This is a genomic window from Archangium gephyra, from assembly GCF_049060025.1.
Taxonomy (GTDB): domain Bacteria; phylum Myxococcota; class Myxococcia; order Myxococcales; family Myxococcaceae; genus Archangium; species Archangium gephyra_A.
This window is the reverse complement of sequence record NZ_JBMEQQ010000002.1, coordinates 3,153,396-3,169,883: the sequence shown is the minus strand read 5'-3', so window position 1 is coordinate 3,169,883 and position 16,488 is coordinate 3,153,396. Positions and strand designations below refer to the sequence as shown.

Genomic DNA, 16,488 nt, shown 5'->3' with positions numbered 1-16,488 from the left:
GTCCGCCGGTGCCCGCCATGATGACCTCCCTGATTCTTTCCGCCCTGCTCGCGAGTACGCCTGTCTCTTCCAAGCCCAGCGCCACGGTCCCCGGACCCCAGGCGCTCACGAAGCTCTGGGAGCAGGTCCACTCGAAGGACTTCCCCCTGCCTCCGCTGGTGCGCCACGCCCACGTGGAGAAGCACCTGAAGGGCTTGCGTGAGAAGGCCCCCAAGCTCTTCCAGCTCGAGGTGGTGGGCCACTCGGTGGAGGGGCGCGCCCTCTACCATGTCTCCCTGGGGACCGGGCCCCGGCACGTCCTGCTCTGGTCCCAGATGCACGGCGACGAGCCGACCGCCACCACGGCCCTGCTCGACTTCCTCGAGTACGTCCGGACGCACCGCGAGGAGCCCTGGGTGGCGCGAATCCTCTCCGAGCTCACCCTCCACGCCGTGCCACTCATCAACCCCGACGGCGCCGAGCGCCACCAGCGCCGCAACGCCCAGGGCATCGACATCAACCGGGATGCGCTCGCCCTGCAGACCCCCGAGGCCCGGACCCTCAAGGCGCTCCGCGACAGGCTCCAGCCCTTCATCGGCTTCAACCTGCACAACCAGAGCTGGCGCCACGCGGTGGGCAATACGGGCCGCCCGGCCTCCATCTCGCTGCTCGCGGCGGCCTTCGACGAGGCCCGGAGTGACAACCCGGGGCGGGTGCTGGCCAAGAAGGTGTGCGCGGTGATTCGCGATGCCCTGGAGCCGCTCGCCCCCGGACAGGTGGGCCGCTACGACGACTCCTTCGAGGTGCGCGCCTTCGGCGACAACATGACGCGCTGGGGCACTCCCTCCGTGCTCATCGAGACGGGGCCCTGGCCCTCGCGGACTCCGGATGCGTCCCTCGTCCAGCTCAACTTCGTCGCGCTCGCCACCGCGCTGGATGCCCTGGCGAGCGGGAAGGCCGAGAAGGCGGACGTGGCGCGCTACGAGTCCATTCCGGAGAACGACAGCTCGGGGCTCGTCTACCTCATGCTCAAGGGCGTGGGCCTGTTCGGCGCGGATGGCAAGCCCTTCACCGCGGACGTGGGCGTCACCGTCACCCGCGCGGTGCGCGACAACGGCCAGGGGCCCGCGCTCGCCCACGTGGGCAAGGTGGACGAGCTGGGTGACCTGCGCGTCCTGGGGGCCCTGGAGACCGTGGACGGAAGCGGGCTGTTCGCCGCGCCGCTGCCGAGGCCGGAGTTGAGGGAGGGGGACACCCTCCACCTGGACAAGCCCCAGCAGCACGCCGTTCAGCTCGGACAGCCCGCCGAGCTGATGCTCCTCAGGCCCCTGGAGAAGAAGGCCTCCTTCTATCGCATCGAGCGCATCATCCGCTTCGATCGCTGAGGCGAAGGCGCCCGGCTCAGGTGCGCACGAAGGCGCTCGCGTCGGGGAGCCCGCTCCCCGAGGTGTCGACGCCCATGGCGGTCAGGATTCCCGAGAAGATGTCGGGCTCGTTTGTCGTCATCTTGCCGGGTTCTGGCGCTCCGGTGCGCGGGTCGAAGCCGTAGGTCAGCCCGGTGAGCGGGTCCATGCCTCCCAGCACCGTGTTGCCCTTGAGCATCGGCGAGAGCATCAGGAAGCCGTTGTTGAGGTCATGCCCGGAGCTGAACTCCACGGCGTCGTTGGGCCGCGTGCGCGTACGTCCGAACTCGGTCGCCACGTAGATCAACGTGCGGTCCCACATGCTCTCGCCGCTCGTCTCGTCGAAGGGCTCCGCCTTGAGCAGATCGATGAGCTTGTCCACCACGCCCATCACCCGCGACCACATGAAGGCCTGGCCCGAGCGGTGCTCGGTGTGGCTGAAGTCGAAGGCCAACGGCGGGCTGGCGATGAACTGCTCCCGCGTGCTCCCCACCGCCACGTTGAAGGACGGGCCCAGCGTCACCGTCACCGACACCCGGTACTTGAGGAGCAGGAAGGCCAGGGCCGCCTGGCTCTGCACGGGGTCCGTCAGGTAGTCCGGGAAGAGCGCGCGCAGCCGAGCCCCATCCGGAGAAGCTCGACAGGCCGTACTCGGAGAGCGGCGTCGTCGGCGGCTGGTCGGGCAACACGTTGAGGCGGTTGATCAGCTCCCGTGCCTCCAGGGACGGCTGCCCCACGATGCGCTGCTCGTTCCACCGCTGGAGCGCGGGCGCGTTCTCGAAGGTCCGTCCGAAGACCGACTGGGAATCGAGCGTGTTGCGCGCGCGCCGGGCCAGCTCCACCACGTCGCGAGGAGGCGCGCCCTTGATGCCCTTGCTGCCATCGAGGCCCAACGGCCAGAGCGAGGCGTTGCTCACCACCTCGCCGTAGCAGTACGAGGGCAGCGAGTGATCGGTGCCGCGCTCGGAGTAGCCCCCCATGGCCATGTTCACGTTGGGAATGGGGAAGCCCGCGCCGTACTGGAGGGCCACGCACTCCTGCAGCGTGCGGCCGCGCCAGGCCGCGTTGCCGGTGATGCTCCGCTTCTGCGCGATGACGTGGTTCACCGAGGTGCCCACCGAGGTGGCCACCAGCATGTGGTCCTTGTGCTTGCTCACGAAGGGAAGCTGATCCGTGTTCACCGCCTGGGGGATGTTGCCCAGCCGGGGGCTGTTCACCCTCACCGCGCGGAAGGGGGAGTCTTCCACGCCTTGCACCTGCTCGTCGGCGAAGGTGTTGAGCCGCGAGGCGTTGGCACCGGCCTCGGAGGCGCGCACCGCCAGCAGGCTGTCGACGATGGAGGCGCCCCCGGCGGCGCCCACCACGATGAGGAAGCGGGGCTTGCCATCGAGGCGGTCGCGGCGCAGGCCCCCGAGCCGCTCGAGGGCCTCCGGGGTGGTGAGCGCATCACGGCAGCCCGACAGCAGGGGCCCCAGGGTCGCGGAGCCCGCGGCGCACAGAGACAGCGCCTTCAACATCTCCCGGCGCGAGAGCCGGCCATTGTTGCGGAGTGACATGGCGTTTCCCTTTAGAAAAAGACGGACTCGGCGGAAGAGAGGACGGCGAAGCAGGCGGCCTTCATCCAGTCGCGGCCGGGCGCAGGGCTGCTCGTGGACTCGATGTCGGTGGCCAGTTGCACCAACGCGCCCACCTCGGCCTCCGTGGGGTCTCGCAGCAGGGCGCGCTGGTAGAGCGCGGTGATGGCGTTCTTCACCGGCTCGCCCTCCCGGCTCGCCAGGCGCCCCTGGGCGTCGAGCCCGATGCCCCCGAAGATGACGGCCTCCGAGGGGCGGGTGACGTCGAGCGTGACGCGCTGGCCGCAAGCCGCCAGCGCCACGCGGTCGACGGCGATGGGCGTGGTCACCCCGGTGAAGGGCAGGGGCTCGTAGAAGCCAAGGCCATAGGGCTCGACACCGCCCAGGGCCACGGTGTGCACGGCGGTGGTGCAGGGGTACTGGCCCAGCTCGTTGCACACCTGCTCGGCCGGCAGCGACAGCGCCGCCGCGAAGTCGAGCGCCAGCCGCTCCGGGCCCTTGAAGCGCAGGTTGTTGCGCGACGAGCGCGTCACCTCCGCTGGGGGACCGGGGTCGACGGGAGCGGGAGGGGTAGGGGGCGTGGGCGACGGGCAGGCGGTGAGAACGCAGGCCGCGGACAGGAGTAACACGCGAAGGGAATCAGGGCGCACCGTAGGCCTCCGTGCGGATCAGATCGTGAAGCATGCGCTGCACGCGGTACTGGTGCGTGCCCTTGAAGCGCTGCCAGGTGGTGACGAACTCGGCGTGCTCCTCGGGCGTCGGGGCGTGGCCGATGAGCAGCTTCCAGTAGTCGGTGACGGTGGCGATGGCGAAGGCATCGCTGTTGGCACCCACCTGCGCCCATTCCACGAGGTCCGCCACCGGCTTGCCCAGGAGGTAGCCCGCCTCGGGCGTCTGGGTGATGTCCGGCGCGACGTCACTGAAGTGCGTCTCGAGGCGGTTGGGGACGTAGCGTGCCGAGGTGTTGCGGGCCGTGAGGGAGAGGCCCTGGTAGTTGCGGAAGGGGTAGCTCAGCGGATCGAGCGTCGCGTGGCACGCGGCACAGGTGGGGGCCGTCACGCCCTTGGCGTCGTAGTCGCGGGGCTCGCCGGGGATGCTGTAGAGGCCCTCCTGTTTGGCGATGTCCATGCCCAGGTACGCGCGGTAGGCCTGCGAGGCGGCGTTGCGCGGCAGCGCGGTGAACATCACGAAGTAGATGAGGCTCCACGAGGAGGTGATGTTGCCCGCGCGGTGCGCCTCGTCGACGAACTGCGTCGGCAGCGTCGGAACGACCGAATAGCGCGTGGGGTGGGTCTCCCGGCGCACGAAATACTTCGCCGTCAGCACCTCGCGCGCGTCGTGGTCATCGAGCTGCGAGTAGGCGAAGAGGGCGTAGTCGTCATAGTAGTCGGCGAGGGGAATGGCGCCCTTGTCCTCTCCGGCCTTGAGCGAGCCCACCGGGCGGATCTTCGGGTGCGCCAGCTTCCAGAGCTGCCCATTCTTGCCGCGCCAGAACTCGCTGGTGGTGCAGCGGTCGAGCTCGGCGCCGAGCCGCGAGCGCTGCTCATCGGCGTTCAACGCGGTGAACTCCTTGAGCTGTGCATAGGTGGGGGATTGTCCGCAGAAATCGAGCAGCACGCGGCGGTAGGCGAAGCGTGTGTCATAGCGGCACACGTCGTACTGGGGGTTGGTGCCCGTACCCGCCGCGCAGCCACCCGTTTCCACGGGCACGCTGTTGGCGTCCGCCGGCTGGGTGCCGCGCTGGTGCTCCACGAGGTTGGACACGCCGTCACCATCGGCGTCCGCCGCCTCGACGGCCCTCAGCGCGGTGGGGAGCGCGAAGGCGAAGTCCGTGTCGGACAGCGGGCGCGTCGCACCGGGCGCGAGCTGGGCCTCCAGCGCGGTGCCGAAGGCGTTCCGCTGGGGCGGCGCGACGTGACAGTAGGTGCAGGCGGGCTGCTGCCCGGTGCACGCGGGCGCCGTGGGATAGGTGGCGCAGAACACGTTGCCCGCGGGTGGTTTGGCCAAGGCCTCCCCCGACAAGCACAGGGCGGCCCCCAGAATGAGTCGTTGAAGCACCTGACCTCCTTGTGATGGGATTACTCAGGAGAAACACGGATACCTGAATAGACCTGAACTGGAAAGTCTCGTCATGGTGACGTTCAAAAGCCCACACGCACCTCGTGCAGCCAGCCGGGCCGCGCCTTGGTTTGTGAGAAATCAATCGGGATGGACCCGGAAGCAAAACCAGACACCTCGCCGGTCCATTGACAAGTCTTTCGAGCCGGGGACGCGCGGCACCTGGCCGGTGGGGGACCCCTCGCGCCGGAGGACGTGCCGGGCGTAGAGTGCCCCTCATGGAAGTGGGGGTCGACTTCGGAACCACCAAGGCGATTGCCGCCTGGGAAGAGGACGGAGAGGTCCGGGTCAGCGAGCCCGTGCCCTCGGTGGTCTGGTTCGAGGAGGACGGCAAGAAGCCGCCTCATGTGGGGCATGTCCCGCCCGAGGACTCGCCCACCTGGGTGGGGCAGCCCGGGGTGAAACGGCAGTTCGGCGACAGCGGCAAGCGGCGCTGGTTCCCCCAGGAGGTGGCGGCCCACGTGCTCGGCGAGCTGCGGGCCCGCCTTCCCTCGCCGCCCGCGGGCCAGGCGCTCTCGGCCGTGCTCACCGCGCCCGCCTCGTGGGGCATGCGCCAGCGCGCCGTGCTGCGCGAGGCCGCCGAGCTGGCCGGCTTCCAGGTGCGCCGCATCGTCCCCGAGCCCGAGGCCCTGGCCGTCTGGTGGTCCCGGCAGCCGGGCGGCATCGAGGCGCGCGCGCTGCTCACGGTGAACTTCGGCGGTGGCACCATCGACGTGGCGGTGGTGGAGACCGATGCCTCGCTGGTGGAGACGGTCGCCATCGGCGGCGCGCCCCTCGGCGGGTTCGATCTGGACGCGCTCGTGCTGCACCACGCCGCCCAGACGGCGAAGGTGGACCCCGCGAACCTGCGGGGCGCGCGCCTGCGCCGCTTCATGGCCGCGCTGGAGAACGCGAAGATCGCCACGCTCGCCGGACAGAACGGCCAGCTCCGCTTCTGGCGCGACGAGGGCGGCGAGCCCGTGGTGGTGGAGCTTCGGGGCGAGGAAATCCTCAAGCGCAGCGAGCCGCTCCTGGCCGCGGCCTGCCAGGTGGTGCGGGAGACCTGGGGCCGCGCGGGCTCGCGGCCCCTCGCCCATTGTCTGCTGATTGGGGGCTCGGGCCGCATCCAGCGCTTCCGCTCCCAGCTCGTGTCGGACCTCGCGGGCACGCACCTCCACGAGTGCCGGGGTGATGAGATCGCCCGGGGAGCCCTCATCCACGCGCACGCCCTGGCACGGCGCGGCGGCCTGCTGCTCTCCGCGTTGCCCCGCCCGGTGGGCATCCTCCTCGGAGAGGGCAAGCCGTGCTGGATGCTCCAACAGGGGCATTCGCTCCCATGCCGGAAGACCGGGCAGTTCGCGGCGAAGGGGCCGCGCCAGGAACTGCGAGTCCACGTCGTGGAGGGCGGCGCGCAGCCGGGGACGCACGAGTTGCTCGGGACGGTGTCCCTGGTGCTCCCCCCGCCGGACGCGGCCCCGGCTCCCGCGCCGGGCGAGAAGAAGGAGGAGGAGCTGCCCTTCGGCGTCACGCTCGACATGGACGCGGAGTTCGAGATCGTCGCCGAGGTGCGCGCGGCCGGGCAGGGCCACCGCGAGACGGTGATGTCACCCGCGCGCCTCAACCCCACCCAGAAGTCCGTGATGGGCAGGCGGATCGGCGAGTGGGTGGAGTCCCGCCGCGCCGCCCAGCCGCGCGAAGCCCGAGACGAGCGCCTCCAGGCCGTGGCGCGCGAGGCGAAGGAGCTGGCCGGCGCCCTGGAGCGCAAGGGCGTGGCGGAGACCGCGCGGCGGCTGCGGGAGGTGGCGGAGCTGGCCGCGCATCGCCTTGCGGCTGGAATCAGGTTCGCCGAGGGCGAGACCCGCGACTGGGAGCGGCTGCGGTCCCGGGCCCGGCTGTTGCGCGCGCTCGGCTCGGTCGAGGGCGACTGGTCCGTTCCCTCCATGCCCCTGGCCACCGATTCCGTCTCGCTGAGCGATTCGCTGCTGGCCGCCGCCAAGGGGGCGGACCGTCAGTGGTTGACCGAGGCCCGGGCAGAGCTTTCCTCGGCCCGGAAGGCGGGCACGCTCCGCGCCACCGTCCACGAGGTGCTGCCGGAGCTCCCCGTGGGCCGTGGCCGGCAGGTGCTGGCGGTGCTCGCGGCACCGGCCCTCACCGCGCCCCAGCTCGGGCAGATGCTCTCGGGAGCGGAGACGCCCTGGGACCGTTACACCGCGAGTTGCGTGGCGCTGGTGAGCGAGGAGCCGGAGGTGGCCTGCGGTGCATTGGGGTTGCTGCTCGACTGGGCGGACCGGGCCCGCGAGGACGACGCGCCGCTGGGCCTGGCGGGGCCCGCGAGCCCGTTGCCTCCCGTGCTCTCGCCGCTGCGGGCGCTCTATCCCGAGGGCTTCGTGTCTCCCTTCGCCTGGCTTCTGTGGACGTCCCTGCGCCCGGGGACGGGGCGGGACTGGGTGCCCGGCGCGCTGGCTTCGCGGGCGGCCACGCCACTGACTCGCGCCGTGCTGGGCCTGGCCACCGGCCGGTTCGAGGCCGCTCCCGGCGATGCGCCACGCCGCCTGCGGCTCGCCTGCGAGCTGGCCCTGGCCCTGGCACCGGAAGCGGACGAGGGCACACTGGAGCGGCTCGCCCGCTGGCGCGAGGAGGATGTGACGGCGCTGGAGCGCGCGGTGGACGCGCTCGAGACGGAGGCCTGGGCGCGGCTGGTGGCCCGTGCCGCCGTCCCGGGACAGGAGGCGTTCCTCGGGTGGCTGTTGGCGCGCTTCAGCGCGGCACCCGGCGGGCTCGTCCCCCTGCTGCGCCCGATGTTGGAGCGGACACCGGAGCAGGTGACGCTGTGGCGGGCCATCGCTGGCTTCGCGAGCCAGGAGTTGGAGCGGCTCGCGCTGGACGTGCTGTTGCGCGGGCGGGGGAGGGCGGCGGCGCTGGAGGGGCCCCTGGGCTACCTGCGCAGCCTGACCGGCAAGGTGGGCGCCAACGCCGCGCGCTTCTACGATCTGGTGGGGCGCGTGCGCTCCGAGGGGAAGCTGGGGCTCTCGGGGGTGCTGTGGGCCGTATGGACATGGCTGGTGGCCCCGGAGCTACGGCCCGTGGTGGCCCGGCTGCTGCGGGGCACGCCAGAGAAGGAGGTTCGATGAGCCAGGCCTGGATCCTCTCGGAGTCTGCCTTTCTGCGGAGCCTGCTCGGGCCCCGCCCGTTCTTCCGGGACACCGCGCTGCTTTACGCGGAGCTGTCCAGCCCGGACGAGGCGCGGCTCCGCCAGGGCATCCAGCGGCTGGTGCGGCACGCGCGCATCCCGCACACACTGGACATCGACTTCCAGTGGGATGCGACCTTCGCGCAGCACGTGGCGGGCGTGGCCTACGTGCACCTCTCACAGATCCGTCTGCCGATGTCGATGCTGGGACACAGCGAGCGCTGTGCATACGCGCTGGCCCATGAGGTGGCGCACCATGTGCTGGGGCTGCATGACAGGGCGGTGGGCGCGCGGATCCTCCCTCGGTATGGCGACACCCCGGCTGGGGTGAAGGCTCTGGAGCGCCTGACGGACCTCACCGTCTTCCAGCTCGGATTGGGGGCGCTCCTCATGTCGGGTGCGTACTGGCAGGAGGCGGAGGGTGGCATCACGCGTGCCGGCTATCTCAGTGACGACGAGCTGCGCCAGGCCCTGCTCGAGTACGCGCAACAGGAGCGGCTGACGGGCGCGGACCTCGAGTCCCAGCTCTCGCCCAACGGCCGCAGGGTGATGCTCGGCCGCTGAACCCTGGCGGGCGGGACGCGCTGGCATACTCCGAAAGACCCCACCAGGACCTGCCAGGGCCTGCCGTGGTGGTGGTGCCTACCTTCGGGCACACACCGGGCAGCGTGGCGACGTTCGTGAACGTGTCACCGGCCCAGCGCTTCGTCCATGTGGGGGACCTCATCAACCTGAGGGAATCCATCGAGCGCAACGTGGGGAAGTCGTGGCTGATGCGGCGGTTCACCGACGAAGACTCCGCGCGCACCCAGGCGGAGGTGGCGAAGTTGGTGCAACTCCACGCGGGGGATCCGGAGCTGATCATCCTGCCTGCGCACGACCGCCGGGCTTTCGTGGAGCTCTTCGGCGCCGACAACGGTGCGGTTCCGCCGTGCATTGGCACGCCGGATGGCTTGAAACCATAGTGATTTCAATGGTTTGGAAGGAGGCTCAAGACTTTCTTTGGTTTCGAGTGGGACGCGCGTCGCGTTTTCTCGTCCTTTAAGGGAACCCACGCTGGCGCTGGATTCCGGCGTTCACCCGCGGAGATGTACATGACGATGAAAATGACGCGTTCCTGGGTCGTTCCATTCGCTCTTCTGGGCCTGGCTGGATGCTCCAAGCCCGGTTCCAACGAAGCGCCTCCTGCCGCTGCCGAGGACACTCAGGCGACGGCGTGGGTGCCCGGGACGCCGGTGCCCGCCCAGGCGCACGCCGAGGGAACGGCGCACACGATGGAGATGGACTGGATCCGCCGGGACGGTTCGGTGGATGGCCTGACCGACCACTCGGCGTTGATCGTCAGCGGCCAGGTGGAGTCCACGCGCTACGACGTCATCCGCGCCTGGGCGCAGTCCAAGGTGGAGGGGCAGCCCACCGGACCGGAGAGCGGCATCTACTCCGACTTTCCGGTGACCATCGCGACCGTGCGGATCGGCGACATCGCGCGCTCCTCGCAGGAGCTCAAGACCGCCTCGGGCGGCACGGTGGCGCAGGGCTCCACCGTGGAGATCATGTTCCCCGGCGGTCTGCTCGCCGACGGATGCACGATGGCGCCGCAGGACAGCGCGCTGCCGGTGGTGGGCTCGCAGGCGGTCTTCTTCCTCGTCCCGCAGGGGGGCACCGCGCCCCTGGCCAAGCGCTCCGTGGAGGGCCTCTACTCCGTGGCCGGCGGCCCGCTGGGCCAGTTCCAGGTGAAGGACGGCCTCATCCAGGCCGCGGGCGCGGAGCGTCACGCCGCCGCGACCGAGGGATACGCCGGCAAGCCGGTCAGCGCGCTGCTCGAGCGGGCCGCGTCCCGCGCGAAGGCCGTCCAGTACATGGGCCCCGACCTGCCCAAGCTGGCCATGTTGGATGAGAGCCCCTCGCAGGGGCCGTCCGCCCAGAGCTGGTGCGGGGTTCCGTTCTTCGCCCACAAGTGGTGCCGCAAGCCCACGAACATCACCTTCACGGACTACTCCAGCACGAAGTGGCCCGTCGGCGACGGCATGAACGAGTGGATGTACAACAACTACAACAACAGCCTGTACCTCCACTGGCGCGGCAGCGGCACGTCCGACGTCATGGTGTACGAGGCCAACTACGGCGCCAATGGCTGGTACGGGTACGCGACCTACAACGCCGCCAGCGCTAGCTGCATCGCGAACGCCAAGATCCAGTTGAACACCTACTACTACTCGGGCGCGCACTACGGGAAGACGGTCGCGACCCACGAGATCGGGCACGTCCTCGGCCTCAACCACCACCGGGACTGCAACTCGATCATGTATTCCAACCCCACCGCGTGTGGAGCCAAGATCACGACCTGCGACATGCAGGCGGTGTCGGAGCGCTATCCGTACTGAGCGCGGTCTGAAGACAAGCTGAACCCAGCGCGCCTCCCGGCTCCTCGCCGCGGAGGCGCGCGCACGTTTGGGGGCCCGCCGTCCTCAGTGCCGGAACATCACATCGGTGCGCAGCACGTACTTGCACCCATGGAGCACCGTCCGCTCGGGGAGGGGCATTCCGTTCCACGCATCCCTTCCTGTGCGACCACTTCCAGTCGCTCCTGGACGTTGCCCCCGAGCGCATCCACGCGCCGGAGCGGGAGCGGCCCGCCGCGCGCTCTGGCAGGCGGAGCATGAGCTCGCCCTGGGCCGCCGCGAGCCCGCGCGCGAGGCGACGAGGCGCAACCTGGAGCAGTGCCAGCGGTTGGGCTGGCGGGGCCACGTCGCGCACTGCCACGCCGTGCTGGGGCTGCTCGCGGTGGACGAGCACCTGCTGGAGGAGGGGAGAGCGCACCTCGTGCACGCCCGTGCCTGGTCTCGCGCCTCGAACGAGAAGGCGCTGGAGACCACGGGGCAACAGGAGCGGGCTCGTGAGCTGCGGCGGGAGCTGCGCTCCCCGGTGCCCGCGGCAACGTGAGCGCTGAGATTCCCGCGGCGACGAGGTGAGCGTGTCCGTTGTTGAAAGCGAGACAGGGCCACGTGCCTGATTCGGGGGCCGCTTCACAGCAGCCGGAAGGGCCTCTACATCCGTCTGGCGCACTCGTCGAGAGCGGGGAGTGAGACATGGCGGCCTGGGCAGAGTTCTTCCGTTTCAGCGTGCCGGTAGGAGAGACCCTCCTGCGCGGCACGGTGATGTTCCTGGCGATCTACGCCATCTCGCGCGTGGCCGGGAAGCGGGAGGCCGGTGTGCACTCGCTCACCGACCTGCTCGTCGTCGTGCTCGTGGCAGAGGCCGCCGCACCCGGCCTCGTGGGGGAGTCGAAGGGGCTGCTCGATGGCCTGTTGCTGATCGCGACCATCTTCGCCTGGAGCGTGGCGATTGACGCGGTGGCCTACCGTTGGCCGGCTCTTGCGCCGTTGCTCAAGTCCCGGCCCGTGCCGCTGATCCGTGACGGGCAGATCAACCAGCGCGCGCTGCGTCGTGAGTTCATGAGCCGTGACGAGCTGATGGTGGAGCTGCGGATGCACGGGATCACGGACGTGAAGGACGTCGCCCGCGCCTACCTCGAGCCGAGCGGGATGGTCAGCATCCTCCGCGCGGATCGGGCGGAGCCCGACCAGCCAACGAAGCCGCCCGCGGTGGTCTGACGCTCAGGCCGTGGCCTCCGGGCGCGCCAGCAGCCGGGGTTGGGAACAACCCACTGCCTTCAGCGGTTGTAAGAAGAGGGGAAGTGGGACTACCCCATTCCCTGGGAGCCGCCGGCTCCCTCCTCACAGGAGCTTCGACGTGCGCACGTGTCCACCCCTCAGCCCGTTCAGCATTCGCTTGGACGGGCGGGGTCCGCGTGCGCCTCGCTCCGTGATGCACAGGGCAGCCGCCTGGCTTGGGGCCCTGGCTGTCGCTTCCCGCTAGCCGGGAGCTGCTGGCAGCCGGACCCCGCCTGATGACCCCAGTCCCGCGTGCGCGGTCCGCGCCACGCTTCCACACCATTCCATAGGAGATTCCCATGTCCACGTTCGTTCAAGAGATCATGCTCAACGGCATTGCCGTGCTCGCCCCCCGGACCACGCTGCGCGAGGCCGCGGCGCGAATGTCCCGCTCGGGCCAAGGTCTCCTCGTCATCGCGGACGCGGAGCGGGTCCACGGACTGGTGACGATGCGCCGGCTCATCCTGGGCGCGGAGGCCGCGGCCCAGGGGTACCCCATCCATGGCATTGGTGACCTGGCCAGCAGCCGCTTCGTCCTCGCACGTGAGGACGAGCACCTCACGCAACTCACCCCGCGCATGGTGCGCGCCGGCGTCCGCCGTGCCGTTGTCCTCGACGAGGACGGGCAGGTGTCGGGCGTCGTCACGACCCTGGAGCTCGCGCGCGCGGAGCGGCGCCGCTGGAAACGTCTGCATGCCGTGGAGCTCTCGTCCGAGGGCTCGTTCCCGGCCAGTGATCCCCCCTCGTGGACCGGCTCCGTGGCCGGTTGAACCACCCCTGACGCCTCCACCACTTCTTCCAGAAGCAAGACCTACGAAGAGAGGACGAACCATGACCCGGAACCCGCGAATCCTCATCAGCCGTTCGGACTTCGACAGCCTCCAGCGCCTCCTCGAGCACCAGGCGAATGGGCGGGACGTGCTCCTCATCGAGCGTCTCGACCAGGAGCTCGCCCGCGCGGAGGTGGTGGAGCAGGTGCCACCCGGCGTCGTGGCGATGAACAGCACCGTGGTCTTCGAGGAGGAGGAGACGGGCACGCGCCGCCAGATCAAGCTCTGCTACCCGCAGGAGGCGCGCGCCGAGGCGGGCTGCATTTCCGTCCTCGCGCCCATCGGCAGCGCGCTGATCGGACTCTCCGAGGGGCAGCGCATCGAATGGGAGGTCCCTGGTGGCCACCGGCGGCTGCGCATCGTCGCGGTGCTCGAGCAGCCCTGGGCCCTCGAACAGCCTGCCGCATGAGGACTCGACGGGAGGCGGGAGGTAGATCCTCTGCGGCCGTGCTGGAAAAAGCGGGCCTGGGTGCGGCCTGATGCCGCGGCGTGCAGATGAGGGACCGATGCCGCACTCCATGTGCGTTAGCGTCCCGAGTCATGCGTGCCCCCCTCCTGTTCTCCTTGTTCGTGCTGCTGTTGTGCTCACCTGCGTGGGCCTCGGTGCCCGCCGGCTTCTCCGAGACGAGCTACTCCTCCACCTCGCTGACTCCCGCCACGGGCATGGCCTGGGCGCCGGATGGCTCGGGCCGCCTGTTCATCACCCTCAAGAACGGTCGGGTGCAGGTGGTGACGATGAAGGACGGCGTCCTGGAGACGCAGCCAGGGTCCAGCACGCTGGTGACGCGCCTGTTCGCGACGGAGCCCCAGGTCCACACCAACAGCGAGTGTGGCGTCATCGGCATCGCGTTCGATCCGAACTACGTGGTCAACCGCTACGTCTACCTCTTCGTCACCGTCTCCGCCTCCGAGCAGCGCATCGTCCGCTACACCGACGCCAACGGGATGGGCACCGCGCGCACGGAGGTCATCACCCGGCTGCCCACCAGGGGCAACAACCATAACGGTGGAGGAATCGGCTTCGGTCCGGACGGGATGCTCTACTGGGCCATTGGCGACCTGGGCAACAGCACCGGCGTGGACGCGGATCTGACGTCGCTCGCGTCCAAGGTGGGCCGCGCCAACCTGGACGGCACGCCCCCCAGCGACAACCCGTTCAACGACGGCGTGGGCCCCAACAACGAGTACATCTGGGCGAGAGGCTTTCGCAACCCGTTCACCCTCACGTTCCAGCCGGCCACCGGGAAGCTGTGGATCAACAGCGTGGGCACCGGCTACGAGCAGGTCTTCGTCGTGAGCAAGCGCGACCATGCCGGCTACGACGACTACGAGAACAACCAGCCCGCGGGCTACCTCCCGCCCGTCATCAAGTACCTCACCAACGGCACCGATACGCGCAACCTCCTCACGGTGGACGGGGCGGTGCGCAGCGGCGGCGTCACCACCTTCAACACCAGCGGGCGGCATGGCTTCCGCAAGGGCGAGCGGCTCACCCTCGGAGGTGTGAGGGACGCGAGCTTCAACGGCGAGCACTTCGTCACCAGCGTTCCCAACGACCCCAACGCCGCCACCTTCACCGTGGCCCAGCCGGGGCTTCCCGATACGCGCAGCGGCGGGGGCACCGCGACGACGAAGGCCCTGGGAGGCTCCATCACCGGCGGCACCTTCTACGACGCCACGCTCTTCCCGCCCGAGTTCCGCGGCAACTACTTCTTCGGGGACTTCAACTCCGGCCAGGTGACCCGTGCCACGCTGGCCACGGACAACTCGGTGGAGACGGTGGCCGGGTGGGGCACCGGCTTCTCCTCGCAAGTCGACATGGCCGTGGGGCCTGACGGCGCGCTGTACACGCTGGGGTTCACCACGGGCACCCTGCGCCGCATCACCCCGTCGGAGCCCGGGCAGAAGCTGGTCGTGTCCGGACTCCACCTGCGCGTGGTGGAGGGCGGACGCACGGTCTTCACCGTGCGGCTGGCCGAGGCGCCCACCGCACCCGTCACGGTGCAGGTGACGCGGGCCCTGGGCGGCTCCGAGGAGCTGAGCATCGCCAGCGACGCCACGCTCACGTTCTCCCCGGAGGACTGGATCGTGCCCCGGGTGGTGACGATCGCGGCGGCGGAGGACGCGGACGTGGACGCGGACACCGCTACCTTCACGGTGACGTCCGCGGGCCTGGCGGACGAGGCGGTGGTGGTCACCACCATCGACAACAACGCCCCCCGGCTGGTGCTGTCCTCCACGCAGGTGGTCATTCCGGAGAACAGCACCGCGACCTTCGACGTGTCGCTGTCCAAGCGGCCCTCCGGGAATGTCACCGTCAACGTGGCGCGCACGCAGGGCGACGGCGACATCACCGTGCAGGGCGGGGCGACGCTCGCGTTCACTCCCTCCAACTGGAATCTCCCGAAGACCGTCACGCTGCGGGCCGACCCGGACCCGGACAACCTGGGGGGGGTCTCCACCATTACCGTGGCCGCGCCGGGCCTGGATGCGCGCTCGGTGGAGGCGCTCGAGCTGGATGACGAGTCGCTGGCTCTCATCATCACCTCCACGCCTGTCACCACCGCCGTGGTGGGCAGGCCCTACCGCTATGACGTGCAGGTGATGGCCCGGCCGGAGCCGGTGTACTCGCTGGTGGGCACGGTGCCGGAAGGGATGACCATCGACATGAGCTCCGGCCTCATTTCCTGGACGCCCACGACGGCGGGGGCCGTGGAGGTGACGGTGCGGGTGAGCAACGGCGTGGCTCCGGACACGGAGCAGTCCTTGACCATCACCGTGAAGGCGGATGAGGCGCCGCGCGCCATCCTCACGAGGCCCGTGGAGGGAGAGCGCGTGTCCGGCGGCATGGCGGAGTTCTTTGGTGACTGCGTGGACGACGTGGGCTGCACACACGCCGAGTTCTACGTGGACGGCGAGCTGCGCTTCACGGACACGCGCACGGACAACCCCTTCCACTTTGGCGGCGAACCCAACCGCTGGGACACCACGGGGCTGGCTCCAGGTGGGCACCTGGTGCGCTTCGTCGTGGTGGACACCGCGGGGATGCGGGGCCAGGCCGAGGTGAAGGTGTGCGTGGGTGACGGGAGTTGCACGCTGCCGGGCGAGCCTTCGCCCGAGGTCGAGGTGGGGGGCTGCGGCTGCGGTGCGGCGCCGGTGGCTCCGCTCGCCTGGCTGGCGCTGGGCGCGCTGGCGCTCCGGCGGAGGCGGGCGCCATGATGAAGACCGGCGGATGTGCATGTGGCGCAGTGCGGTACGGCATCACCCTCGAGCTCACGCCGGTGACGTTCTGCCACTGCTCGAAGTGCCGTCGATGGCACGGGCACGTCGGCGCCTACACCGCCGTCGACCGGCCCGGGTTCGAATTGACCGAACAGCGTGGGCTGAAGTGGTACGCGGCGTCTGCCACGGTGCGGAGGGGCTTCTGTGGTGAGTGCGGGTCGAGCTTGTTCTGGGACGAGGAGGGCGCGCAGAAGATGTCGATCTGCGCGGGGACATTCGACGCCCCGACCGGTCTGACGCCGAAGGCGCACATCTACCTGGGCAGTAAGGGTGACTATTACGAAGTGCCCGACGATGGGCTCATTCGGAGAGAGGAATTCACCCGCTGAAGCGACGAGACCCCGGAGCGCGTCCAGTTCCCCGGGGTCTTTCACGAATCTTCGTGGACCCTCCAGGATTCGAACCTGGGACTCGTGGCACCCTCACCCCGTCCCTCTCCCGGAGGGCGAGGGGTTGTGA

Annotated in this window: 15 protein-coding genes; 11 read left to right on the top strand and 4 right to left on the bottom strand. The window is 69.9% G+C overall.

The features are described 5' to 3' along the window. Positions 1-17: 17 nt before the first annotated feature. The gene (locus ACN28I_RS13505; RefSeq protein ID WP_420942450.1) at positions 18-1,364 is read left to right on the top strand and encodes a M14 family metallopeptidase; all 1,347 of its coding nucleotides are present in this window, start codon (positions 18-20) and stop codon (positions 1,362-1,364) included. Positions 1,365-1,380: 16 nt separating this feature from the next. On the opposite strand, the gene ACN28I_RS13500 is transcribed toward ACN28I_RS13505, so the two are convergent. Genes ACN28I_RS13500 through ACN28I_RS13485 form a run of 4 tightly spaced genes read right to left on the bottom strand, consistent with a single transcriptional unit; the run spans position 1,381 to position 4,963 of the window. After that, complete coding sequence (locus ACN28I_RS13500) at positions 1,381-1,635, bottom strand: hypothetical protein (RefSeq protein ID WP_420942449.1); 255 nt, start codon at positions 1,633-1,635, stop codon at positions 1,381-1,383. Next, on the bottom strand, positions 1,613-2,938 hold the full coding sequence (locus ACN28I_RS13495) for a hypothetical protein (RefSeq protein ID WP_420942448.1): 1,326 nt from the start codon (positions 2,936-2,938) through the stop codon (positions 1,613-1,615). Before ACN28I_RS13495 ends, ACN28I_RS13500 begins: the two co-directional genes overlap by 23 nt. 11 nt (positions 2,939-2,949) lie before the next feature. Next, entirely contained in the window at positions 2,950-3,606 is a 657-nt protein-coding gene (locus tag ACN28I_RS13490; protein WP_420942447.1) for a hypothetical protein, read from the bottom strand. Continuing rightward, on the bottom strand, positions 3,596-4,963 hold the full coding sequence (locus tag ACN28I_RS13485) for a hypothetical protein (protein WP_420942446.1): 1,368 nt from the start codon (positions 4,961-4,963) through the stop codon (positions 3,596-3,598). The genes ACN28I_RS13490 and ACN28I_RS13485 overlap by 11 nt, the downstream gene beginning before the upstream one ends. 329 nt (positions 4,964-5,292) lie before the next feature. Here ACN28I_RS13485 and ACN28I_RS13480 point away from each other — a divergent pair, with 329 nt between their 5' ends. The 10 genes from ACN28I_RS13480 to ACN28I_RS13435 all read left to right on the top strand — a co-directional run bounded on the left by ACN28I_RS13480 (position 5,293) and on the right by ACN28I_RS13435 (position 16,358). Continuing rightward, complete coding sequence (locus ACN28I_RS13480) at positions 5,293-8,184, top strand: Hsp70 family protein (RefSeq protein WP_420942445.1); 2,892 nt, start codon at positions 5,293-5,295, stop codon at positions 8,182-8,184. After that, positions 8,181-8,807, top strand: a complete 627-nt coding sequence (locus ACN28I_RS13475; protein WP_420942444.1) for a hypothetical protein — start codon at positions 8,181-8,183, stop codon at positions 8,805-8,807. Before ACN28I_RS13480 ends, ACN28I_RS13475 begins: the two co-directional genes overlap by 4 nt. Before the next feature lie 65 nt (positions 8,808-8,872). Beyond that, positions 8,873-9,208 carry a hypothetical protein gene (locus tag ACN28I_RS13470; RefSeq protein WP_420942443.1) on the top strand — a complete coding sequence of 112 codons (336 nt, stop codon included), beginning with the start codon at positions 8,873-8,875 and terminating at the stop codon, positions 9,206-9,208. Between the two features lie 255 nt (positions 9,209-9,463). Continuing rightward, positions 9,464-10,627, top strand: a complete 1,164-nt coding sequence (locus ACN28I_RS13465) for a matrixin family metalloprotease (protein ID WP_420942442.1) — start codon at positions 9,464-9,466, stop codon at positions 10,625-10,627. A gap of 181 nt (positions 10,628-10,808) precedes the next feature. Further along, positions 10,809-11,186 (top strand): hypothetical protein, encoded by a 378-nt coding sequence (locus tag ACN28I_RS13460; protein ID WP_420942441.1) that lies wholly within the window; start codon positions 10,809-10,811, stop codon positions 11,184-11,186. Positions 11,187-11,332: 146 nt separating this feature from the next. Next, the gene (locus ACN28I_RS13455; RefSeq protein ID WP_420942440.1) at positions 11,333-11,857 is read left to right on the top strand and encodes a DUF421 domain-containing protein; all 525 of its coding nucleotides are present in this window, start codon (positions 11,333-11,335) and stop codon (positions 11,855-11,857) included. 359 nt (positions 11,858-12,216) lie between these two features. Further along, the gene (locus tag ACN28I_RS13450) at positions 12,217-12,687 is read left to right on the top strand and encodes a CBS domain-containing protein (RefSeq protein WP_420942439.1); all 471 of its coding nucleotides are present in this window, start codon (positions 12,217-12,219) and stop codon (positions 12,685-12,687) included. Between the two features lie 61 nt (positions 12,688-12,748). Beyond that, positions 12,749-13,156, top strand: coding sequence for a nucleoside diphosphate kinase regulator (gene rnk, locus ACN28I_RS13445; RefSeq protein WP_420942438.1), 408 nt, complete (start codon positions 12,749-12,751; stop codon positions 13,154-13,156). A 131-nt stretch (positions 13,157-13,287) separates the two neighbouring features. Then, positions 13,288-15,966, top strand: a complete 2,679-nt coding sequence (locus ACN28I_RS13440; protein WP_420942437.1) for a PQQ-dependent sugar dehydrogenase — start codon at positions 13,288-13,290, stop codon at positions 15,964-15,966. Next, positions 15,963-16,358: a GFA family protein gene (locus ACN28I_RS13435; RefSeq protein ID WP_420942436.1), complete on the top strand. Its 396-nt coding sequence runs from the start codon at positions 15,963-15,965 to the stop codon at positions 16,356-16,358. The genes ACN28I_RS13440 and ACN28I_RS13435 overlap by 4 nt, the downstream gene beginning before the upstream one ends. The last annotated feature ends 130 nt before the right edge of the window (positions 16,359-16,488 follow it).